This is a genomic window from Rathayibacter sp. AY1D5 (assembly GCF_002932515.1).
In the GTDB taxonomy this organism is placed as follows: Bacteria; Actinomycetota; Actinomycetes; order Actinomycetales; family Microbacteriaceae; genus Rathayibacter.
This window is the reverse complement of the sequence record NZ_PSVU01000019.1, coordinates 1-21,703: the sequence shown is the minus strand read 5'-3', so window position 1 is coordinate 21,703 and position 21,703 is coordinate 1. Positions and strand designations below refer to the sequence as shown.

Here is a 21,703-nt window from a genome sequence, read left to right as displayed (position 1 = left end):
CTCCGTCGGCCCGGGCCTCCGGCCGCTCGCTCCCAGCCGTCGCTGACCGGCCGCGGCGCCGCCCGCTCCGCCGACGGGCGCTGCTGTCCGCTCCGCTCCGTCGGCCCGGGCCTCCGGCCGCCCGCTCCGATCCGTCGCTGACGGCCCGTTCCGTCCTCCCGCACGGGCCGTTCGTGACGGATCGACGCCCGACGCCGTCCGGCAGGCCCGCGCTCGCTCCGCATGCGGCGCCCAGCCGCGTCCAGCCCGCTCCGATCCGTCGCGGACGGCCCGTCCTGCGCTCCTCCGCGGGCCGTGAGCGACGGATCAGCGCCCGCGCGCGCCGCCGCCTCGCGCGGATCCCCGCCGCGATGCCCCATCCGTGCTCCCGGCCTGCTCCGATGCGTCACGAACGGCTCCTTCCGCCCTCCCGAAGCGACCGTTCGTGACCCCTCGGCGCCCGTTCGTCCGTACGCGCGCCCGTGCCGCCGGCTCGCGCGGATCCCCGCCGCGACGTCCCGGTCCCGCCTCGGCCTGCTCCGATGCGTCACGAACGGCTCCTTCCGCCCTTCCGAAGCGACCGTTCGTGACCCCTCGGCGCCCGTTCGTCCGTACGCGCGCCCGCGCCGCCGGCTCGCGCGGATCCCCGCCGCGACGTCACGGTCCCGCCGCGGCCTGCTCCGATGCGTCACGAACGGCTCCTTCCGTCCTCCCGAAGCGACCGTTCGTGACCCCTCGGCGCCCGCTCGTCCGCACGCGCGCCCGCACCGCCGCCTCGCGCTCGGCGCCGCCGCGACGTCCCGGCCGTGCCTCCGGCCTGCTCCGATGCGTCACGAACGGTCCCTTCCTCCCTCCCGAAGCGACCGTTCGTGCCCCCTCGGCGCCCGCCCGCCCGCGGGCGCCTGCACTCGGCCCGCACCGAGCACGACCGGGCATGCTGGACGGATGACCGACGCCGCCCCGTCCCCCGACCGCCCGCGCCGCGCCCGCAGCCAGCACGTGCTCACCGTGCTGCGGACCGAGCGCCTCACCGGCCACCTGGTCCGCGTGCACCTCGGCGGCGACGGGCTCGACGCGTTCCTCGCCGAGTCCGACCCCGAGCGCCTCGCCGCGACCGACCGCTACGTGAAGCTCCTGCTCCCGCCGCGCGGCTCCGACCTCCAGCCGCCCTTCGACCTCGACGCGCTCCGGGCGAGCGTCGCCCCCGAGCAGCTGCCCGTGCGCCGCACCTACACCGTCCGCTCGGTCGACCTCGAGCGGCGCTCGATCGCCGTCGACTTCGTCGTGCACGGCGACGAAGGGGTGGCGGGACCGTGGGCGCTCGCCGCGGCTCCCGGCGACCGGATCGCGCTCTCCGCGCCCGGCGGCGCCTGGTCGCCGAGCGCCGACCCCGAGGTCGTGCACCTGCTGCTCGGCGACGACTCCGCTCTGCCGGCGATCGCCTCCGCCCTCGAGGGGATGCCCGCGCACGCCCGCGGCCTGGTCCTGATCGAGGTCGACTCGGCCGCCGACGAGCTCGATCTTCCCGCCCCGGCCGGAGTGGAGGTCCGCTGGCTGCACCGCGGCGGTCTCGAGGCCGGCCGGGCGCTGGTCGCTGCCGTGCGGGCCGAGCCGAGGCCCGAGGGCGTGCTCGAGGTCTTCGCGCACGGCGAGCGCACCGCGATGAAGCAGCTGCGCGCCCTCCTGCAGGACGAGTGGGGGGTGGAGCGCCGGGCGCTCTCGCTCTCGGCCTACTGGGCTCTCGGCCGCGCCGAGGACCGCTTCCAGGCCGAGAAGCGCGAGCCGGTCGGCGCCATCTTCGCCGACTGACGCGGGAGCGCACTCCGTCCGCACACCTCCGGGAAGGGACTAGGTCACGATCACCACCCGGGACGGCTCGAGCCGCGAGGTCCCCGTCGACGCCCTCTACCGCCCGTGAGCGGGCCGCGGCACTCCCGTTCGGACGGGCCGGAGCAGGAGGGGACGGGTGCGCGCGTCCTGTCCACGCGCTTCACCGACGTCCACTACCTCGACGAGGGCCCGGCGGACGGCACTCCGCTCGTGCTCGTGCACGGCTTCCCCGACGTCCCCGCCACCTGGGACGGCGTCCTGGAGCTGCTTCCCCCCGGGCTCCGGGTGGTGCGCCCCTTCCTGCGCGGGGTCGGGCGGACCCGGGTCGTCGACCCCGGGGCGCGGTCCGGGCAGGTGGCCGCGCTGGCCACCGACCTGCTCGATCTCCTCAAGGCGCTCGACCTCGGGCCTGTCGTGCTCGTCGGCCACGACTGGGGAGCACGGAGCGCTCACGCCGTCGCGGCGCTCGCGCCCGAGCGGGTCGGCGCACTGGTCACCCTCGCCACCGCGTACGGACCGTCGAGCGAGCTGAGCGGCGGCGAGGTCCTCGACGACGCCGCCGCGGCCTGGTACCGCTACTGGCTCTGCACGGCCGCGGGAGCGGAGGCGTTCCGGGGCGACCCGGCGCAGCTCGTCCGCTGGGCCTGGCGGGAGTGGTCGCCTCCGGGCTCCCTCCCGTCGGAGGCCCTGGAGGAGGTCCTCGCGGCGACGGCGACCAGCGGCTTCGCCGACACGGTCGTCGACTACTACCGGCACGGCGCCGGGGAGGCGCCCGGCCGGGCCGTGTACCGCGCCGCGCAGGAGGCCCTCGACGCCTGGCCGCGCATCGACGCGCCGACGACATTCCTCCTCGGGACGGCCGACGGCTGCGAGACGCCCGCCCTCGCACGGGCGAACGGCCGGTACTTCTCCGCAGGCCGGGAGCTGATCGAGCTCGACGGCGTCGGCCACTTCGTGCAGCGCGAGGCCCCCGGGGCGGTCGCGGCCGCGATCCTCCGGCACCTCCGACCGCTCGCCCCCTCACCCGCACCTCCCGAGACGTGTTAGAGCGTCTCCGGCCGCGGACGGTCCGTGCCCACCCCGCGGACGCTCCTGCTGGAGGCCGCGAGGAGCGAGGCGACAAGGACGAGCGCGGCGCAGCCGAGCAGGGTGCGGTCGAGCCCGACGAGGTCGGCGAGCGGGCCCACGAGCGCCTCCCCGAGCGGCACGGCGAGGAAGGAGCCGACCATGTCGTAGGAGTAGACCCGGGCGAGCGCCTCGCGGGGGACGTGGGTCTGCAGCGACTGGTCCCAGGCGATGGCGAAGATCTCGAGCGCGACTCCGCCGAGGGCGAAGGCGAGGAGGAGGGCGGGGAGCGCCGGGAGGATCCCGAGGGCGGCGACCGGGACGGCCGTCACCGCCATGAGGGCGACGCCCGCCCCCAGCGCCCGGCGGGGCCGCCAGCGCAGCGCGATCACGGCCCCGATCACCAGACCGACGGTCTGTGCGGCGATCACGAGTCCCCATGCCGCTCGGCCGAAGGACCGGTCGGCGACGACCGGGCCGAGGACCGTGGTCGCGCCGACGAACGCGGCGTTGACGGCGGTGAACTGCGCCACGACGATCCACACCCAGCGCCGGCTCGTGAACTCCCGCCACCCCTCGCGGAGGTCGGCGAGGACGGAGGCGCCCGGGCCCGAGCGGACCGTCCGCGGCAGCCGCACACGGGAGTAGAGGACCGCGGCCAGGGCGAAGCCCGCGGCGTCGACCGCCAGCCCCCACCCGGGACCCACCAGTGCGACGAGCGCGGCCCCGCCCGAGGCGCCGACGATGCTCCCGGCGTTCAGGCCCAGGCGGAGCAGGGCGTTGGCCGGGCGGAGCTCGCCGACCGGCACCGTCTCGGGGACGAGGGCGGCCGCGGCGGGCAGGCTCATCGCCGCGACGGCGCCGTTGAGCACGCTGAGCACGACCAGGGCCGCGACGGTCGCTGTCCCCGTGATCACCGTCACGGCGACCGCGGCCTGAGTGGCCGCCGCCGCGAGCGAGGTGCCGACGAGGATCACGGAGCGGGGGAGCCGGTCGGCGAGGACGCCGCCGAGCAGCAGGACGGCGACGTTGGCGAGGGAGCGCACGGCGACGACGAGTCCGAGGTCCGTCGGCGAGCCCGTCAGGTCCAGCACGGCGAAGGCCAGGGCGATCGGAGCGACGGCGTTGCCGAGGACCCCGGTCGTGCGGGCGGCGAGGAGCCAGCGGAAGGGGCCGTGCGCGAGAGGACCGTGCGCCAGCGGCCCGCGCCCGTCGCGGGTCACGGCCGGCGGAGCGGGAACATGGCGGTCGTCATCGACACCGGCGCGGTCCCGGGGGTCCTCGGCGGCCGGGCCGCCGCGTGCAGCAGCGCGGACGCCTCCCCGACGTGCCGCACCACCCGCCGCCAGACCTCGGGGTCGACCCAGAGCTCCGCGTCCGTCGAGAGCTGAGGACCGTCCGCCCGGCTCGACGAGCGCCGCCGGAGCTCCTCGATCAGGGCCTCGAGGTGCAGGTCCCGCTCCTCCTCCGGCCCGGCGTCCACTGACGCGGTCACGTCGAAGGGCCTTCCGGAGGCCTCGTGCCGGTACCTCTTCGCCTCGCCGCCCCGCAGGCGCACGGTCTCGACGACGGCCACGAGCCCGGCGCGCTCCAGCACGCGGAAGTGGTAGCTCGCCGTCGCCTGCGACAGCTGCAGCTCGCGGGCGGCCTCCGCGGCGCTCATCGCCGCTCCCGTCACCAGGGACAGCAGACGGAGGCGGATCGGATGCGCGGTGGCGCGCAGCTCGTCGAGAGAGGACATGCGGCCATGGTGACCGGAGGCTCCCGCACCGTCAAACAGGGCTTTGGGGGTGGGGCGGCGCTCACCGGGCCGCTCCGGTGCACATCGGGCGGCGCTCGCCGGGCCGCTCTGACGAGCGATCCGGAGGGCCCACCGCTCTCCCCAGCGATCAGGGAGCGGGGCCCGGAGTCGTCCTCCGGGCCCCGTCGCTCAGACCTGGGCGGTGCCGCTGTCCTCGACCGGGCCGGACGCGTCCGACTCCTCGGTGATCTCGGTGTCGGTCTCGTCGGCGCGGTCGCGGAGCGCGTCGGCCATCGCGCCGGCGCCCTCGGCTCCGTGGTCGTGCTCGACCTGGTCGATCAGGCCGCCGAGCTTCTCGTCGTTGCTGGCGTCCTCGGCTCCGTCCATCACGGGGCTGTTCTGCTCGTTGTCGCTCATGGCGCTCCTCCTGGGTCGACCGGCCTCTGCGCCGGTGGTCCGACGCTACGCGCGCGGCCCGTGCGGTGCAGGTGATCGACGGGAATCGGCCGGTCCGCTATCGGGGTGCCGAGCGACGTTCCCGGTCATCCCCGAGTCGAGCGGATATCGCTTTCCACCCTCCGGAGAAGTGAGCGGATATCGCCTGTCGAATGAGCCCCTATCGCTTTCCGGCGAGGTGAACAGTTCTCTCAGAGAAGTGCCCCTCGGAGATCCTCCCTGCTATGATCGGGCGACTTCTGCACCAGGGACCGGGGGGTCGTTCTCGGCGGACGATCGATCATCCACACGCCTGTTATCTCGATCATCACCAGTGAAGGCGCGTATGGCTTCGTATCTCTTCGTCTGCTCCGGCGGCGGGCATCTCAAGGAGATGTTCGCCCTCTCGGGGCTCCTCGGAGTCGACCCGGAGGAGCAGCACTGGGCGACCGTCGACAGCGCCCTCAGCCGCACCCTCCTCGCCGACCGGCGCGTGACCCACCTCGCCGATCCGCCGCCCCGCGCCGTGGTGCCGGTGCTCCGCAACGCGATGATCGGCCGCTCCCTGCTGGCCCGCGGGTCCTTCGACGCCGTCTTCAGCACCGGCGCCAGCCCCGCCCTCTCCTTCCTGCCGCTCGCGGCCTCGCGCGGCATCCCCGCGCACTACATCGAGAGCGCCGCCCGCGTGCTCGGCCCGTCGATGACCGGTCGGATCCTCGCCCGGGTCCCCGCCGTCTCGACCTACACCCAGTACCGCTCCTGGGCCGACGACCGCTGGAGCTTCGGCGGCTCGATCTTCGACACCTACCGCGTCGAGGACGTCGTCCCGCAGCCGATCCGCCGCGCCGTGGTCTCGGTCGGCACGCAGGACGGCTACCCGTTCCCCCGCTTCTTCGCCGCGCTCGCGCCGCTGCTCGAGGGCGTGGAGGTGCTCTGGCAGACCGGAGCGAACGACGTCTCCGGGCTCGGGATCGACGGCCGCCACTCCGTGCCGCACGACGAGCTCAACGCCGCGATGAAGGCGGCCGACGTCGTCATCGCGCACGGGGGAGTGGGCACCGCGCTCAGCGCCATCGAGCAGGGCCGGGTGCCGATCCTGGTCCCGCGCCGCGCCTCGTTCGGCGAGCACGTCGACGACCACCAGGTGCAGATCGCCACGCGCCTGGCCGACTCCGGCCTCGCGGTCACCGTCGACATCGAGGGCCTCTCCCGCGAGACGCTCGAACTCGCCGCGGCGAGGCGGGTCGTCTCCGCCGATTCCGCCGTGCCCTTCGTGGTGCACGAGACGGCCGAGAAGTCCTCGAGCCTCTCCCGCCGACTCTTCCCCTCCTCCCGCTGATCCCCGCCCGAGCGACAAGACGTGATGAGAACGACATCCACGCGTCATCCGCGGCCCGTACACTCTCGAATGGGTTGGGGGGCCGGACGTCGCTTCATGTGCGTCGAATTCGGAATGGTCGGCCGACTCGACACTGATGGCGAAAGCTCCGAAGGATTCTCGATATGACTGACACCCCGCGCGGCCTCTCGCGCCGCCTCCTGCTCGCCGCCTCCGCTGTCGGAGCCGCCGCGACCGCCTCCGCGCTGGTGGCGACCCCGGCGCTCGCCGCGCCGAACTACAGCGTGATCCCGAGGCTCCCGGGCGAGGTCTCGCGCCTCGACACCGTCCGCTCAGAGTCCGGCGGCAAGCCGTACGAGGTCATCGACGTGAAGATCGGCAACGATCCCGCGCGCCTCTTCGTGCCGCACAGCGCTGTGCCGGGCAAGAACCTCTCGGTGCCGGTCGTCTGGTACTACCACGCGAGCGGGAGCGACTGGAAGGCGCTCTCCGGCGCCTACAAGAACTCTGCCGAAAAGCTCGTGGACCAGGGATTCGTCAGCATCTGCCCGCAGTACAGCGGCAGCAGCGCTTACACGAGCGCCCCCGCACTCGCCGCTCAGAAGGCTGCCGTCGAGTGGGTGACGAGCCAGTGGTCGATCCGCGCGAGCTTCCTCCGTTCGAATTCCGGCGGCGGCGCTCTGCTCTGCTGGGCCTACGCGAACCGTCTGGTCCCGAACATCTACGGCGCCTACCACGCCAGCGGCGTCTACAACATCGAGGACACCGAAGCGCGCGACCCCGGCCGCGTCCTCGCTGCGTACGGCGGCAACGTGAACGCACTGCGCGCGGGCAACCCGTCGCGCCTGCCGCAGTCCCTCTGGACGGGCACGCGCCTGCGGATCACCGCCGGTTCGGCCGACACTCTCGTGCCGGCCGAGCTCCACGGCGGACGGCTGCGCCGCCTCGCTCAGCCCGTCGCGCGAGAGACGACCATCGCGTACCACTCCGGTGACGGGGGCCAGTTCGGTCACGTCGTGCCCCCCTTCACGAACAACGACATGGTTCAGACCTTCCGCCGCTGGCTCCAGGAGGGCCCCGCCTGATCCGCGGCAGGACCGACGCGACCCCTCTTCCCCGGGGGTCGGCGCCAGGGTCGAGCAGTGGAGGAGGAGGGCACGGCATCGCAGGCGTCCCAGCCGCCGAGAGGCGGCTCGCGAGGGCATCGCGATCCTCATCGAGGCCGACGGGACCACTCCCGTGAGCGCCGCACCGCCCGCCCCCTCCTCCACCACTCCGCTCCGACGCCAGAAGGACTCCCTGACGTGATCGACATCCTCCCGCGACGACTCCTCGTCGGCGCGCTCTTCTCGGTCGCCCTGGTGATCGTCCTCGGGATGGGGTACATCTTCTCGACCCGGGAGCCGGCCACCGGCCTCCTGGTGATCGCCGCCGGAGTCGGCGGCATCGTCGGCGCCTACGTTCTGCTGCGGGTCCCCGCGCACTGGCTGCCGGCGATGGCGCTCGCGTTCTTCGCGCTCGTCCCGACGCCGCTCACCCCCTCGACCCTGACGTTCCGCATGACGCTCTGGGCGGTCATCCTCGTGATCTGGGCGATCCGGCGCGGGCTCGCTCCCGAGCTGTGGCGCGCCCCCGTCAAGGCGTGGACCCGCGAGCTCGTGCTCTCCCCGTGGCGGGCCGTGGTGATCCTCGCGTTCATCGCCCTCATGCTCTGGTCGGCCGTCGCGACCGTGCGCAGCTCCTTCGCGAGCGAGGGCGTCTCGTGGCTGTTCAGCTTCGCGATCTGCGTGGGCGTGCCGATGCTCGTCTTCGACGCCCAGCGCGAGGCCGTGCTGCTGCGCAAGACGTGGGTGATCCTCTCCGGGCTGCTCGCCCTCTACGCCGCCCTCGAGCTGGTCGCGCAGAGCTCCCCGATCCTCGGTGCCGTCTACGGTGCCCTCGGCTACGAGCAGGACCAGCACTGGTCGCTCTACCGCGCCGAGATCACCTTCGGCCACCCGCTGCTCGCCGGCACCTTCCTCACCGTGGGCGCCGGTCTCGCGTTCGGCTCCTGGCTCCAGGGCTCCCGCAAGTCGGACCTGCTGCTGGGCATCCTGGCCTCGGGCGGCGTCGTCGCGACCGTCTCGCGCGGACCGATGGCGGCCATCGCCGTCGCGGTCATCGTCGCGCTCGTCGCCGTGGGCTTCCTCAACCCGAACCGCTCGCTGCTCCGGCCCGGCTCGATCCTGATCGCCGGGCTCGTCGCGGGTGTCGGAGTCCTGAACTTCGAGCCCGTCACCGCCCGCAACAACAACCTCGACGCCTCCATCTCGGCCGGCGCCCGCGACCTCGCGGTGACCGTGTCGCTGAAGGCGGCCGAGCTCACGCACTGGCTCGGCTCCGGAGCGGCGACGTCCGGCATCAGCGGCAGGCGGTTCTCGGACGTCGTCATCGAGAACTCGTTCCTGCAGCTGCTGATCAGCGTCGGCATCCCCGGCCTGCTGCTCTTCGTGATCATGGTGGCCGCGATGTTCGGCGCCACGCTCAGCCGTCGCGACGTCGGTCCTGCGGCGGGCCTGCTCGGCTTCATGGTCTGCCTCGCCGGCTACAACGCCATCGACGCGGTCCGCCCCAGCCACCTGCTCCTGGGCTTCCTCGTCATCATCTGCCTGAACCCGGTGCACGTCCCCGACTTCTCGAAGGGCATCCGGATGCGCCAGCCTCTCGGGGCGCGGATCTTCGACGCGCCGATGGCCGTCGGGATGCGGGGCGACCGGTGAGCCGCCGCTCCCGCAGGAACGACTCGTCGCCGGCCGCGCTCGTCGTCCAGCAGTCGCTCGCGCCGCCGGACTCGACCACGCAGTACGTCGACTCGATCGTCGACGGCCTCGCGCCCGGCGTCGAGCTGCTGTTCTTCTCCTGGCGCAGCGCCCTGCTCGCCGACTACGACGTGCTGCACGTGCACTGGCCCGAGCTGATGATCCGCGGCCGCAGCCCGCTGCACCGCTTCCTCCGCCGCCGCGCCCTCGACGTGCTGCTCGTGCGCCTCGCACTCCAGCGCATCCCGCTCGTGCGCACGGTGCACAACCTGCACCCGCACGAGCTCGGTCCCGCCGCCGAGCGCCGCTCGCTGGCCCGGATCGACCGCGCGACCGACCTGTTCGTCCGCCTGAACCCCACGACCGTCACTCCCGGCCGGGCGCCCGCCGTCACCGTGCTGCACGGGCACTACCGCGACCAGTTCGCCCAGCACCCGCTGCCCGAGCGCGAGCACGGCCGCGTCCTCTACTTCGGCATCATCCGCCCGTACAAGGGCGTCGTCGAGCTGATCGACGTGTTCCGCGGCGTGGAGGACGACTCCCTCTCCCTGCACGTGGTCGGCAGCCCCAGCACGGGCCAGCGCGAGCTGGTCGAGGAGCGGGCCGCCCGCGACACCCGGGTGCGCACCACGCTCCGCCGGGTCGACGACGCCGAGATGGTCGACGAGATCGGCCGGGCCGAGCTGATCGTCCTGCCCTACCGCGAGATGCACAACTCCGGCTCGATCCTGGTCGCCCTCTCGCTCGGCCGGCCGATCCTGGTGCCGCGCACGCCCACCAACACGGCCCTGGCCGAGGAGGTCGGCAGCGACTGGGTGATCGAGTACGACGGCGATCTCACGCCCGAGCTGATCACCTCCGCGCTCGAGCGCACGCGCACCCGTCCGACGGAGGGGCTCCCCGCCCTCTCCGGTCGCGACTGGGACGTGCTCGGACTCCAGCTCAAGAAGGCCTACGAGGGCGCGATCGCCACCAAGAAGGGCTCGACCCGATGACCGGGACCACGCAGAAGCCGTCTCCGAGCCTCGGCCGCTCCGCGAGCCGCGGCGCCGCCGTCACCATCGGCGGGCAGGCGATCCGCATCGCCGTCCAGCTGGGCAGCATCGTCGTCCTCGCGCGCCTGCTCGCGCCGGCCGACTACGGCCTGCTCGCGATGGTCACGGCGATCATCGGCATCGGCGAGATCTTCCGCGACTTCGGCCTCTCCTCCGCCGCCATCCAGGCGAAGGAGATCACGCCGGGCCAGAAGAGCAACCTGTTCTGGATGAACGCGGGCATCGGCCTCACCCTCACCCTGCTGGTCATCGCGGCCTCCTGGCCGATCGCCGCCCTCTACGGCGACGACCGGCTCCAGCTGCTGACCGTCGTGCTCTCCTCGACGTTCCTCCTCAACGGGATCTCGACGCAGTTCCGCGCCGACCTCGCCCGGCACCTCCGCTTCGTGAAGCTCACCCTGGTCGACATCGTCGGCCAGGTGCTGGGCCTCGTGGTCGGCGTGCTGATGGCGCTCGGCGGCGCCGGCTACTGGGCGCTGGCCGCGAGCCAGGTCGTGCAGCCGCTCATCGGCGTGCTGATGCTGGTCTTCATCACGGGCTGGCGTCCCGGCCGCTACCGCCGCGGCGAGGCGATGGGCCACTTCCTCCGCTACGGAGGCGGCGTCTTCGCGACCCAGGCGCTGACCTACGCGAGCAAGAACGTCGACTCCGTCATCATCGGCGCGCGCTTCGGCCCGGTCGACCTGGGCCTCTACAACCGCGCGTTCCAGCTGATGATGCTGCCGCTGCAGCAGCTGAACGCCCCGGCGCAGCGCGTCGCCCTGCCCGTGCTCTCCAAGCTGCAGGACGAGCGCGAGCGGTTCCGCACGTTCATCCTCTTCGGCCAGTCGGCGATGCTGACGGTGATGGGCCTCGTGCTCGCCGTCCTCGGCTCCCAGTCCGACTCGGTCATCCGGATCCTGCTGGGGGAGCGCTGGCTCGCCTCGGTCCCGATCTTCCAGATCCTGCTCGTGGCCGGGTTCTTCCAGGCCACGGCGTACTGCTCCTGGTGGGTGTTCCTCTCCAAGGGCCTCGTGCGCCAGAGCGTCTGGTACAGCCTGGCGACCCGCCCGCTGATGGTCGTCCTGATCCTGCTCGGCTCCAACTGGGGAGTGACGGGCGTCGCGGTCGCGTACGCCGGCTCGCTCGCCCTCACCTGGCCGATCGCGCTGATCTGGATCGGCCGCACCTCCGACGCCCCCGCCCGCGAGATGTTCACCAACGGCCTCCGCAGCGGCATCGCGTTCGGCTCGATCACGGTGGGCTCCTTCTTCTCCACCGTCTGGATCGCCGCCGACCAGCCCGTCCTCCGCCTCCTCGTGGGCGGTGCCGCCGTCCTGGTCGGGGTCGGGCTCTGGATGCTGATCCTCCCCGCGTTCCGCCGCCAGATCCTCGGCCTCGCCGACCTGCGCCGCCACTTCCGCCGCAGCCGCCCGGCCGCCGCTCCCGCCCCGGCCACGGTCGACGCCACCAGCCCCACCGGCGACAGCGCGCTGGTCGACGGAGCCGTCACGGCCGGCACCCCCGACTCCGAGCGGCCTCCCGCCGCCGTTCCCCCCACCGAAAGAGATCGATGAAACTCAAGCTCGGCGTCGTCAAGTCCTGGAAGAAGGACTTCGTCACGACGACCCGCCTGCCCGCCCGCCGCGACGCGGCGGTGCTCCGCGCCGCCCTCGCGGACCTCCGACCAGAGCCCGAGTCGCACCTCGTGATCGCCGCTCCCGGCAGCGGCAACATCGGCGACCAGGCGATGCTGGAGGCGTTCCTCGAGAACACCACCGGTCCCGTCGTGGTCGTCCAGCGCTACGCCGGCGACGTCGTGATCCCCGAGGAGCAGGCCGACCGGGTCGAGGTCGTCGAGCTCCCGCACCTGGTCTACGGAGTGGGCGACGCGCACGCCGCCGACCTCCGCGCCTACGCCGCGCTGATCCGCCGCGCCCGCTCGGTCTCGGTCGTCGGCGCCGACATGATGGACGGCAAGTACAGCCTCCGCGGCTCGGTCCGCCGCTCCCTGCTCGCGCAGGCGGCCGCCGAGGCAGGGGTGCCCACGCGCATCCTCGGCTTCTCCTGGAACGCGGCGGCCCGCCTCGCCGCCCGCCGCTCCCTGATCGCCGCCTCCCGCGCCGGCGTCGTCCCGATGCTCCGCGATCCGCTCTCGGCGGAGCGCGCCCGGAGCATCGGCGTGCAGCGCGTCGAGGAGGTCACGGACATCGTCTTCTCGGCGCGCACCCGCGACCGCAGCTTCCGCGAGGGGCTGGGGCTGCCCGAGGGCGTCCCCTTCGCTCTCGTGAACGCGAGCGCCCTCGTCGCCGGCATGGTCGACCAGGTGCCGGAGTACGAGCGCATCGTCGACCGCCTCCGCGCCGCCGGCGTGCATGTCGTGCTCCTCCCGCACGTCTCCCGCCCCATCGGCGACGACAAGGTGGCCGTTCGCGCGGTCGCCGAGCGCGTGGGATCCGAGGGCGTCACCGTCGTCGACCGCGTGCTCATGCCCGCCGAGATCCGCGGCCTCGCCGAGGACGCCCTGCTGACCGTCACCGGCCGCATGCACCTCGCGATCATGTCGCTCTCGCTCGGCGTCCCCGCGATCACCCTCGCCACCCAGGGCAAGGTCGAGGGCATCATGCGCCTCATCGGCCTGCCGCAGCTGTGCGTCGAGCCGGTCCCCGGCTTCGCCGACCGCGTCCTCCCGGTGATCGACCGCATCCTCGCGGAGCCGGGCGACGGCGGCGTGCGCGCCACCATCGACGCGGCCATGCCCGAGGTGCGCCGCCTCTCGGCGCTCAACACCCGCGGCCTCGGCGCGGAGGTCGTGCGATGAGCGCGGCGCAGGAGAAGGGACCGCGCATGCGGATCATGTTCGTCGTCACGTCGCTGCACGGCGGCGGGGCCGAGTTCGTCGCCCGCACCTGGATGGGCTGGCTCCTCGAGCAGGGCCACCACGTCGACGTCGTCACCACCTCGGTGAAGGGCACCGACGAGTACCTCCCCGAGGGCGCGGTGCTGCACCGTATCGGCGAGGGCAAGGGCCACGTCGGCAAGGCGCGGATGCTCAAGGAGCTGTTCCGCCGCCGCACCCCCGACGTCGCGGTCGCCCTGCAGGGCTACCCGAACATCGTGCTCCTGGCCTCGGCCGAGATGACCGCGAAGGCGGACCGCCCGAAGACCATCGTGAGCGAGCGCAACCTCGTCTCGCTCGGCATCCCGGGCTTCTCGAGGACCCAGAAGGTGCAGCTCGGGCTCGCCAAGACGCTCTACCGCCGCGCCGACCACGTCATCGCGATCTCGCACCCCGTCGCGGGCGAGCTCGTCGCCGGCTTCGGCGTCTCGGGCGAGCGCTGCACCGTCGTGCCGAACCCGGCGACCGCCAAGGTCGACCGCTCCCGCCAGGTCTCGCGCACCCCCGGCACTGCGGCGGGCCTGCAGATCGTGCTGCCCTGCCGCCTCGTCGTCCAGAAGCGCCCCGAGCTCGCGATCCTCGCGGCCGAGGAGCTGGAGCGCCGCGGCATCCCCGCGAAGGTCGTCTCCTTCGGCGGCGGCCCGCTGCTCGGCAGCATGAAGGCGGAGGCGACCGCGCGCGGCGTGGACTTCCAGGACATGGGCTGGGTCGAGGACTGGTTCCACCACTTCGACGAGAACGCCGTCGTGCTGCTCCCGTCGCTGCGCGAGGGCTTCGGCAACGTGCTGGTCGAGGCGGCCGCCGCCGGCGTCCCCTCGGTCGCCGTGTCCGGGGCGCTCGGAGTCGCGGACGCGATCGTCCCCGGCCTGACCGGCGAGCTCGCGCTCACCCCCTCCGCCTCCGACCTCGCCGACGCGCTGATCCGCGCGAGCGAGCTCGAGATCACCGGCATCGACCGCTGGCTCGACCGCTTCTCGCTGGAGTCCAGCGGCCGCGACCTCGAGACGGTGCTCCGCCGGGTCGTGGGGCAGAAGTGACCCTCGTCTCGGTGGTGGTCCCGGCGCACCAGGAGGAGGCGCACCTCGCCTCCGCCCTGGAGCGCCTGCTGCGGCAGACCCACGCCGAGCTCGAGATCCTCGTGGTCGACGACGCCTCGACCGACGGGACCGAGGCGATCGGCCGCGCGTTCGCCGAGGAGCACGAGCGGATCCGCTACCTCCGCCAGGACGAGAACCAGGGCGTCGCCGCCGCTCGCGAGCGCGCCGTCGGCGAGGCCTCCGGCGAGTGGGTCTGGCTGGTCGACGCCGACGACGAGTGGCCGGAGACCGCGGTCGAGGCCATGCTCTCGGCGGGGGAGGCGGGCCGCGCCGACGTGGTGGTCGCCCAGGCGGTCACGGTCGACGCCACCGGATCCACGCCCGTCGGCTCCCTGCGCGGCCCGCTCGCGCTCTCGGGCCGGGGCGCCTTCACCGCGCTCCTGGTCGGGGAGCTGACCGGGCACCTCTGGAACAAGCTGTTCCGCCGCGAGCTGTTCGACGGCATCGAGTTCACGCGGATCCGCCAGCACTCGGACCAGGCGCAGGTCGCGCAGCTGCTCGCCGCGGCCGACGAGGTCGTCGTCGTCCCCGACTCCGTCTACGAGTACCGCCTCCGCTCGGGCTCGATCATCCGCTCGGGCGCGAAGCGCGCCGACTCGCTCGCCGGGCTCGCCGCCGTGATCGAGCGGACGGCCCGCGGGCTCGACCCGCGCCTCCTCGACTCGCAGGACTACTCCTACTACCGCGCGCGCTTCTCCCTGCTCTCCCGCTTCAAGGACGCCACCTCGGGCGCGCACAGCCCCGAGGAGGCCGACCGGCTCTGGCGGGCCGCGCACGACGAGGCGGGGCTCCGGCACCTGGTCGCGCTCGTGCGCCGGCGCGACCTCAAGCGCTCCGTCCTCTTCGGGCTCGCCGCCGCGGCGCCCGCGCTCTACCGAGCGGCGATGAGCGCCGGGAACGGACGCCGGTGACCGTCGTCTCCCCGGTGCGCGGAGAGGCCGGAGTGCGCTTCCCGGCAATCGAGTCCTCGTCACTATTCCGTCGAATGTGCGGCGCGGACGATACACCCTTAGTCTTGATCCTCGGTCGCCTTCTGCGACCGAGCCTGCGTCCTTCTCTGAGCCTTGTTCACCTCGGATGGAATTCACGAGCGGTACGACCGGGCACAAGGGGGAGAGAATGAAGCTGCTGAAGCCTACGGGCGGGGCCCGACGCGAATGGGTGGATTTCGCCAAGGGTGCCGCCATCCTGATGGTCGTGTATTACCACACGTCGTTGTACCTCGGTGACATAGGGGTCGAGAACACTCTCGGCCGCATCAAGGTCGTGTTCGAGCTGTTCCCGATGCCCCTCTTCTTCCTGGTGTCCGGTCTCTTCGGCTCGCGCATCCGCACCTGGAGCTTCGGCGACCTCTGGCGCCGCAGGCTGTACCCGCTGCTCTGGCTCTACGTGGTCTGGTCCGTGATCCGCATGGCCTTCTACCTGGTCGTGCCGCTCGCGAACGGCGGACTCGGCGAGCTCCCCGCGACCGACCCGCTCAACCTGCTCCTGCTGTTCTTCTGGCCCAGCAGCAGCTACTGGTTCATCTACGGCCTCGTCCTCTTCACGCTCGGCGCGTGGCTCCTGCGCAAGGTCGACCACCGCGTGCAGGTCGCCCTCGCCGCGGTGATGGGGACGATGTTCACCACCGGTCTCCTCAACACGACCAACGTGGGCTGGAACCGCATCGGCGCCCTGTTCGTCTTCTTCCTGGTGGGCACGCTCTACTCGAAGAGGATCATCGACTTCGTCGAGCAGAAGGGGAGCCGCGCGTTCCTCTACGTCACTCCGGTCTTCGTCGTGCTGAGCGCGGTGCTCTTCCTCTTCCCGATCCGCTGGGTGCCGTTCCTCGCCCTCGCCGGCCAGATGGCCGCCGTCGCGATGGGCATCCTCGTGTCGCGGGCCCTCTCCCGAGTGCGATTCCTGAACTTCTTCACGATCTGCGGCGAGCGCAGCCTGCACATCTACCTGCTGCACCTCTACTTCATCGTGATCGCCATCACGATCCTGCGGGTGATCCTCCCCGAGGACCGCTCCGAGATCGGCGGCTTCGAGGTGCCGCTGCTGCTGGTCGTGATGGTGCTCGCGGTCGTCCTCTCGCTCTTCGTGACCCGCTACCTCTCGAAGGTCAAGTGGATCTACGTCCCCCCGGCCGCCCTCGGCGGCCCCGGCAAGCGGCGCAAGCCCGTGCCCGTCCCTGCGCGCGGCCCCGGAGTCGTCTCCGATCCCGTCGCGGTCCCGGCCGATGAGCCCGGCACCTCCCCCAGTTACGAGAAGAAGAGAGCGGAGTCCCACGAGTGAAGACGACACGAGCACGCAGAGCCGGAGTCCTGGCGGCCGTCGTGGCCGTCGCCCTCGGGCTGGCCGGCTGCTCCTCGCAGCCCGAGCCCGTCCGCACGCCCGACGGCTTCACGACGGAGAAGGCGATCGAGTACCGCTCGGTCGACGGCGTCTCGCTGAAGGCCGACGCCTGCCTCCCCACCGCGGGCGGCACCGACCGCCCCGCGCTGCTGATGCTGCACGGCGGAGGGTTCGTCGACGGCGCCCGCGACGAGGGCGGGATGACCGAGCTCTGCGAGTACTACGCCGAGCGCGGCTTCGTCTCGGTCTCCGTCGACTACCGCCTCCTCCAGGACAGCCGGTACCCCGGCCAGATCGAGGACGCGCAGGCCGCCGTGGAGTGGCTGCGCGAGCCCGCGCAGGTCACGCGCTTCGGCCTCGACCCCGCCCGCATCGGCGTGATGGGCAGCTCCGCCGGAGCGATCATCGGAGCGACCATGGGCACGCTCGGCGAGGGCTCCCTCACCGAGGGCTCGCGGGTCAAGACGGTCGTCGCCTTCTCGGCGGTCGCCGACATGACCGAGACCGGGATGTCGCTGGGCACGCCGGTGCCCGAGGCGAAGGAGCAGATCCTCTCCTACCTGGACTGCGACGAGATCGACTCGACGACCTGCCCGCAGAGCATCCCCGCGTCGCCGATCACCTCGGTCGACTCCACGGACGCCCCGCAGATCTGGCTGACCTCCGAGGACGAGCTCGTCCCGGTCGAGCAGGCCGACGCGATGCAGGTCGCCCTGCAGGACGCCGGAGTGGCGTCCGAAGTCGGCGTGGACGGCTCCGGCCACCACGGGCTCCAGAACAACACCCCGAACAACAAGAAGGCGATCCTCGCCTTCCTGCAGGCCCACCTCTGATCCACCGCTCCCGCGCGAAACCTCGCGGCCGGTTCCGCGCAACGCGGACGACACATCACGACGCTACAGTCAGACCCCCTGCACTCCGGTGCAGTCGACGAAAGGGACACCACACACCATGACCTTGAACGGACTGTTCGCCGGCATCGGCCGGAGGTGGGTCTACATCGTCGCCTTCGCTCTGCTCGGCGCCGTGGCGGCCCTGGTACTCAACGCCGTCCTCCTCCCGCAGTACAAGGCGGACGCACGCGTGTACGTCGCGGTCTCCTCGTCCGGAGTCCTCTCGACCGCGGACCGGGTCGCGGCCAACAGCGCCGCCTCCCAGGCCACGGTCACCTCCGTCGCCCTCGGCACCTCGGACACCGTCCTGCAGGGCGTCATCGACGGCCTCGGCATCGACGAGCCCATCGAGGAATTCGCCAAGCGCGTGACCGTCCTCGCCGAGCCGGAGTCCGTGGTCATCACGATCTCGGCCACCGACCCCTCGCCCGAGCAGGCCGCGGTCATCGCCAACGCGGTCGCCGCCCAGCTCGACGCGGCCGTGAAGGGCGCCGATCCGGCGACCACCACGAACGGCGTCGCCGTCCCGCAGATCCAGCTCCAGGTGCTCAGCCAGGCGCTCCCGCCGGAGCTGCCGGTCACCGGTGGCATCCTCGTCCTGCTCGCGCTCGGCATCCTCGGCGGCGCCGTGGTCGGCGTGGGAGTGGCGATCGTGATGACCGCCCTCGACCGCCGCCTCCGCAGCGGCGACGACGTCCGCTCCGCGATCGACCGGCCGCTGCTGGGCATCGTCCCGGTCAAGGCCACCAAGCTCGACGAGATGCTGAACTCGACCGAGATCCCGGCCCGCTACTCGGCCGTCGCGTTCGAGCTCTCCGCCATCGCGCGCACCCGCTCGTACTCCTCCTTCGCGATCGCCCCGGCGTCCGAGAAGACCCCGCACACCGCCAGCGCGGTGCTGCTCGCCAAGGCGCTGGCCGTGCTCGGCTCGTCCGTCGTGATCGTGGACGGCACCGCCGAGGGCTCGGCTCTCGCTTCCGCCTCGGGCGGACGCCCGGGCCTGCGCGAGGTGCTCGCCGGAGCCGCCTCGCTCGACGACGCGATCATCAAGCGCTCGACCGACCGCGTCGACCTGCTCCCCGCGGGCGGCGCCCAGGCCGGCACGCCGATGCCGACCGACGCCCTCCGCGCGCTGGTCGAGGAGCTCGAGAAGGTCTACGACATCGTCCTGATCGTCACCGGCACTCTCGGCGCGACCGAGCAGTCGCCGACCTTCCGCGGCGTGGCCGACGGCGCCGTCCTCGTCCTGATCGAGGGCAAGGTCGACTCGCCCCAGGCCGCCGCCGACGTGCACTGGATCGAGACCGCCGGCACCCCCGTGGTCGGCGCGGTCGTCCTGGCCCGCCACAAGCTGCAGAAGGCCCCCGCGATCGTCTGATCGCGTCCTCGCACGCTGCGGAAGAGCGCACCCCGGCCCCGGCCGCGGTGCGCTCTTCCGCATCCGGGGACTGCGCGGTGCCCGGCGGGGGCCCGGCTTGCCCTCTGTCCGGGCCCAGCCGGCCCCTCCGACGCCTGGCCGGCACTCCAGCCCCCTCCACCCCTCCGCGAGCCCGTTCACTCCGCGAGCCCGCAGAACTCGCGGTACTCGCGCGCGACTCCGCCCACCTCCGCGGTCTCGGCAGGAGGCGGCGTCACCGTCCGGGCCCGCGGGCTCTCCGGGGCCCGGCCGACCGGTCCGTCCCTTTTCAGCGTCTCCAGCGCCCGCCGTGGCCTGATCACGTGCCTCACCGGCTTTCGGGAGCTCGCTCACCCCGCGAGCCCCCTCAAGTCGCAGTACTCGCGCGCGACTCCGCCCACTTCCGCGGACTCGACAGGAGGCGGCGTCGCCGTCCGGGCCCGCTCGACTCCCCGGGACCTGCCCGGCCCGTCCAGCCCTCTCCAGCGCCCGCCGTGGCCGGACCAGGTGCCTCACCGGCTCCCGGGAGCCCGCTCACCCCGCGAGTCCGCAGAAGTCGCCGTACTGGCGCGCGACTCCGCCGACTCCCGCGTGGTCGGCGGGAGGCGGGCAGACGCAGAACCGCCGCCGTCGAGGGGACGACGGCGGCGGTTCTGCGCGCGGGGAGCGGGTCAGGTCACGGCGTGCAGGCCACGTTCCCGATCAGGTCCTTCCCGGAGTTGGAGCAGCTCAGCGTGTTGCCGCTGGTGGACCAGTTGGACGGCTGGTGGAGGTAGACCACCGCGTTGCTGGTCTTCAGCGCGAGGTTGCCGCTGATGGTGTTGTCGTTGCCCGAGCCGTCGGCGCGGGTGATCACCTGGTAGCCGTAGGTGGTGGTGCCCGCGGCGGAGTTGCCCGCGGCCAGCCAGCTGTTGCCCGAGACCAGGATCAGCGAGACGACGTCCGAGGCGAGCCGCGATCCGCCGAGGACCGTGTTCCCGATGATGTCGCCGTCGAGGGTGCCCTCCTTGGCCTCGATCGGCTCGGCGCCGGTGTCGCTGATCGTGTTGTCGACGACCGCGATGCGCGCCGTGCGGTCAGGGTTGCAGCTGTTGTACTCGCACCAGTTGCGGTCGGAGGTGCCGACGTAGACGCCCTCGCCGTACTTGGCGGAGACGATGCCGGTGCGGCGGATGGTGCTGCCGACGATCAGGGAGTCGGTGGTCTGGTTGCGGAAGTGGACCGCCTCGTAGCCGATCTCGCTCACCGTCAGGCCGGCCATCTGGACGCCCTTGCTGGCGAGCACCTGGATGCCCTGGAAGGAGCTGCGGACCGAGAAGCCCACGAGGTGCACGTCGCTCACCGTGTTCAGGATGAGCGCGGTGCCGCTCGAGGTGGATCCGGAGGTGAGGACCGCGTTGGGCGAGCCGCAGATCCAGATCGAGCCGGGCTGGGCGGCGGTGCCGCGGAGGGCGAACTTGCCGGTGTAGACGCCGTCGGCCAGGCGGATGACGTCGCCGGAGGAGGGGTTGGTCAGGGCCGTGACGAGCTGCGCCGAGGTCGACACCGTCTTGGTGGCGGCGGGGCAGTCGAAGGCCGCGAGCAGCGAGGCGCGGGAGGCGAGGATGTCGGCCGAGGTGGTGGCCGACTCCTTCAGCCGCGAGTCGCGGCCGGCGTCGTCGGTCGCCGTGACGGTGTACGTGTAGGCGCGTCCCGCCTCGGCGGTCTCGTCGCGGTACTGGCGCACCGGGTCGGCGACGGTGCCGACGACCGTGTCGCCGGAGCCGTCCTCGTTCGAGCGGTGCACGTCGTACGAGACGACCCGCGAGCTGAAGGGCGCGTCCCAGGCGACGGTGTAGCCGTCGGTCAGGGGGGAGAGCTCCACGGCGTCGGTCGCGAGGCCGTCCTCGGCGAGGACGAACGCGTCGATGATCAGGTTCTTGTCGGTCGACTTGGAGTTCTTCGTCCCCGTGTAGGAGATGGTCACGGTGTGCGTGCCCTCGGCGAGGTCGGTCGTCTCGTAGACCGGCACCTGGTACTGCGCGGTCGAGCTGTAGCGGTCGACCTTGGTGACGGGTCCGCCGTCGACCGAGACCGCGGCGATGCCGGAGGAGGAGGTCTTTCGGCTGATCCAGCGCCACGACGTGCCGACGAAGGTGAACTTCACCGATCCGGCGGACGTCAGGTACTTCATCCCGCCTCCGCTGTCGCCGCCGGCCATCGATCTCCACGAGCCGGTGTACTGCAGCGCGGGGTCGGTCTCCTGCACGAGGAGGCTGGTCGCTCCGGAGGGGTCGAGCACGGGGCCGTCGTCCTCGCCGCCGCCGGTCTCGTCGGTCGGCTCCTCGGTGGCGGGAGTCGCGCGGGTGATGTCGAACGCGTCGATGACGAGGTTCTTGTCGCTCGCGGAGCTGTTGGCCGTGCCGCTCCACGCGATCTTGACCGTGTGGACGGTGTCGGCGAGGTCCTTCTTCGTGAACACCGGGACCTGGTACGCCGTGGTCTTCGTGTACCGGTCGACCGAGGTGCTCGCGCCGTCGACCGTGACGGTGGCGATTCCGGCGGAGGCGGTGGTGCGGCTGACCCAGCTGAAGCCGGTGCCGCGGAAGCTGAACGAGACGGAGCCGGTGCTGTTGAGGAACTTGATCCCGCCGCCGCTGTCGCCGCCCGTCATCGTGCGCCACGAGCCGCTGTAGGTCAGCGAGGAGTTCGTCTCCTGGATCCGCGTGCTCTGCCCGGCGCCCGGGTCGAGAGTGGCCGCGGAGGCGGCGGGCGCCGTGAGGGGGGCGACCAGGAGCCGTCCGATCACGGTGCGAGCGCGGACCCGGGGGCGCCTCGGGCGCTCCCGGGACGGCGGGGTGGACGGGCGGTCGCCGGT

At 72.7% G+C, this 21,703-nt stretch carries 17 protein-coding genes; 13 read left to right on the top strand and 4 right to left on the bottom strand.

The features are described 5' to 3' along the window. Window positions 1–924: 924 nt before the first annotated feature. Window positions 925–1,788, top strand: coding sequence for a siderophore-interacting protein (locus C5C82_RS07690; protein WP_104237953.1), 864 nt, complete (start codon window positions 925–927; stop codon window positions 1,786–1,788). A gap of 105 nt (window positions 1,789–1,893) precedes the next feature. Continuing rightward, window positions 1,894–2,856 (top strand): alpha/beta fold hydrolase, encoded by a 963-nt coding sequence (locus C5C82_RS07685; protein ID WP_104296014.1) that lies wholly within the window; start codon window positions 1,894–1,896, stop codon window positions 2,854–2,856. Here the strand turns inward: C5C82_RS07685 and C5C82_RS07680 are convergent. The 3 genes from C5C82_RS07680 to C5C82_RS07670 all read right to left on the bottom strand — a co-directional run bounded on the left by C5C82_RS07680 (window position 2,853) and on the right by C5C82_RS07670 (window position 5,032). Further along, entirely contained in the window at window positions 2,853–4,097 is a 1,245-nt protein-coding gene (locus C5C82_RS07680) for an MFS transporter (RefSeq protein ID WP_258066026.1), read from the bottom strand. The genes C5C82_RS07685 and C5C82_RS07680 overlap by 4 nt on opposite strands. Next, window positions 4,094–4,615, bottom strand: coding sequence for a helix-turn-helix domain-containing protein (locus C5C82_RS07675; RefSeq protein ID WP_104222473.1), 522 nt, complete (start codon window positions 4,613–4,615; stop codon window positions 4,094–4,096). The genes C5C82_RS07680 and C5C82_RS07675 overlap by 4 nt, the downstream gene beginning before the upstream one ends. 189 nt (window positions 4,616–4,804) lie before the next feature. After that, on the bottom strand, window positions 4,805–5,032 hold the full coding sequence (locus tag C5C82_RS07670; RefSeq protein ID WP_104222474.1) for a hypothetical protein: 228 nt from the start codon (window positions 5,030–5,032) through the stop codon (window positions 4,805–4,807). Window positions 5,033–5,396: 364 nt separating this feature from the next. On the opposite strand from C5C82_RS07670, the gene C5C82_RS07665 reads away from it, so the two are divergent. From C5C82_RS07665 to C5C82_RS07615, 11 genes are all read left to right on the top strand, one after another. Beyond that, window positions 5,397–6,389 (top strand): glycosyltransferase, encoded by a 993-nt coding sequence (locus C5C82_RS07665; RefSeq protein WP_104324895.1) that lies wholly within the window; start codon window positions 5,397–5,399, stop codon window positions 6,387–6,389. Between the two features lie 164 nt (window positions 6,390–6,553). Then, window positions 6,554–7,474, top strand: coding sequence for a hypothetical protein (locus tag C5C82_RS07660; RefSeq protein WP_104249975.1), 921 nt, complete (start codon window positions 6,554–6,556; stop codon window positions 7,472–7,474). Window positions 7,475–7,693: 219 nt separating this feature from the next. Further along, window positions 7,694–9,148 (top strand): O-antigen ligase, encoded by a 1,455-nt coding sequence (locus C5C82_RS07655; RefSeq protein WP_104233540.1) that lies wholly within the window; start codon window positions 7,694–7,696, stop codon window positions 9,146–9,148. Next, the gene (locus C5C82_RS07650; RefSeq protein WP_104292619.1) at window positions 9,145–10,182 is read left to right on the top strand and encodes a glycosyltransferase; all 1,038 of its coding nucleotides are present in this window, start codon (window positions 9,145–9,147) and stop codon (window positions 10,180–10,182) included. The genes C5C82_RS07655 and C5C82_RS07650 overlap by 4 nt, the downstream gene beginning before the upstream one ends. Further along, window positions 10,179–11,798, top strand: coding sequence for a lipopolysaccharide biosynthesis protein (locus C5C82_RS18180; RefSeq protein WP_104233542.1), 1,620 nt, complete (start codon window positions 10,179–10,181; stop codon window positions 11,796–11,798). The genes C5C82_RS07650 and C5C82_RS18180 overlap by 4 nt, the downstream gene beginning before the upstream one ends. Continuing rightward, window positions 11,795–13,042, top strand: coding sequence for a polysaccharide pyruvyl transferase family protein (locus C5C82_RS07640; RefSeq protein ID WP_104233543.1), 1,248 nt, complete (start codon window positions 11,795–11,797; stop codon window positions 13,040–13,042). The genes C5C82_RS18180 and C5C82_RS07640 overlap by 4 nt, the downstream gene beginning before the upstream one ends. 26 nt (window positions 13,043–13,068) lie before the next feature. Further along, a complete protein-coding gene (locus tag C5C82_RS07635; RefSeq protein WP_181067812.1) occupies window positions 13,069–14,157 on the top strand; it encodes a glycosyltransferase in 1,089 nt (362 codons plus the stop codon). Then, window positions 14,154–15,128 (top strand): glycosyltransferase family 2 protein, encoded by a 975-nt coding sequence (locus C5C82_RS07630; protein WP_181134418.1) that lies wholly within the window; start codon window positions 14,154–14,156, stop codon window positions 15,126–15,128. Before C5C82_RS07635 ends, C5C82_RS07630 begins: the two co-directional genes overlap by 4 nt. A 208-nt stretch (window positions 15,129–15,336) precedes the next feature. Further along, window positions 15,337–16,497 carry an acyltransferase family protein gene (locus tag C5C82_RS07625; protein ID WP_181134417.1) on the top strand — a complete coding sequence of 387 codons (1,161 nt, stop codon included), beginning with the start codon at window positions 15,337–15,339 and terminating at the stop codon, window positions 16,495–16,497. Continuing rightward, on the top strand, window positions 16,494–17,390 hold the full coding sequence (locus tag C5C82_RS07620; RefSeq protein ID WP_104247646.1) for an alpha/beta hydrolase: 897 nt from the start codon (window positions 16,494–16,496) through the stop codon (window positions 17,388–17,390). The genes C5C82_RS07625 and C5C82_RS07620 overlap by 4 nt, the downstream gene beginning before the upstream one ends. Before the next feature lie 118 nt (window positions 17,391–17,508). Continuing rightward, window positions 17,509–18,828 (top strand): Wzz/FepE/Etk N-terminal domain-containing protein, encoded by a 1,320-nt coding sequence (locus C5C82_RS07615; protein ID WP_104233544.1) that lies wholly within the window; start codon window positions 17,509–17,511, stop codon window positions 18,826–18,828. 694 nt (window positions 18,829–19,522) lie between these two features. Here the strand turns inward: C5C82_RS07615 and C5C82_RS07610 are convergent. After that, window positions 19,523–21,703, bottom strand: a 2,181-nt coding sequence (locus tag C5C82_RS07610; RefSeq protein WP_219814828.1) for a hypothetical protein, incomplete at its 5' end; no start/stop codon positions are given.

Bases quoted from the DNA above. Each gene is read 5' to 3' on its own strand.
- C5C82_RS18180 (WP_104233542.1), top strand. From the start codon at position 10,179: ATGACCGGGACCACGCAGAAGCCGTCTCCGAGCCTCGGCCGCTCCGCG.
- C5C82_RS07625 (WP_181134417.1), top strand. From the start codon at position 15,337: ATGAAGCTGCTGAAGCCTACGGGCGGGGCCCGACGCGAATGGGTGGAT.
- C5C82_RS07665 (WP_104324895.1), top strand. From the start codon at position 5,397: ATGGCTTCGTATCTCTTCGTCTGCTCCGGCGGCGGGCATCTCAAGGAG.
- C5C82_RS07690 (WP_104237953.1), top strand. From the start codon at position 925: ATGACCGACGCCGCCCCGTCCCCCGACCGCCCGCGCCGCGCCCGCAGC.
- C5C82_RS07640 (WP_104233543.1), top strand. From the start codon at position 11,795: ATGAAACTCAAGCTCGGCGTCGTCAAGTCCTGGAAGAAGGACTTCGTC.
- C5C82_RS07615 (WP_104233544.1), top strand. From the start codon at position 17,509: ATGACCTTGAACGGACTGTTCGCCGGCATCGGCCGGAGGTGGGTCTAC.
- C5C82_RS07670 (WP_104222474.1), bottom strand. From the start codon at position 5,032: ATGAGCGACAACGAGCAGAACAGCCCCGTGATGGACGGAGCCGAGGAC.
- C5C82_RS07635 (WP_181067812.1), top strand. From the start codon at position 13,069: ATGCGGATCATGTTCGTCGTCACGTCGCTGCACGGCGGCGGGGCCGAG.
- C5C82_RS07675 (WP_104222473.1), bottom strand. From the start codon at position 4,615: ATGTCCTCTCTCGACGAGCTGCGCGCCACCGCGCATCCGATCCGCCTC.
- C5C82_RS07660 (WP_104249975.1), top strand. From the start codon at position 6,554: ATGACTGACACCCCGCGCGGCCTCTCGCGCCGCCTCCTGCTCGCCGCC.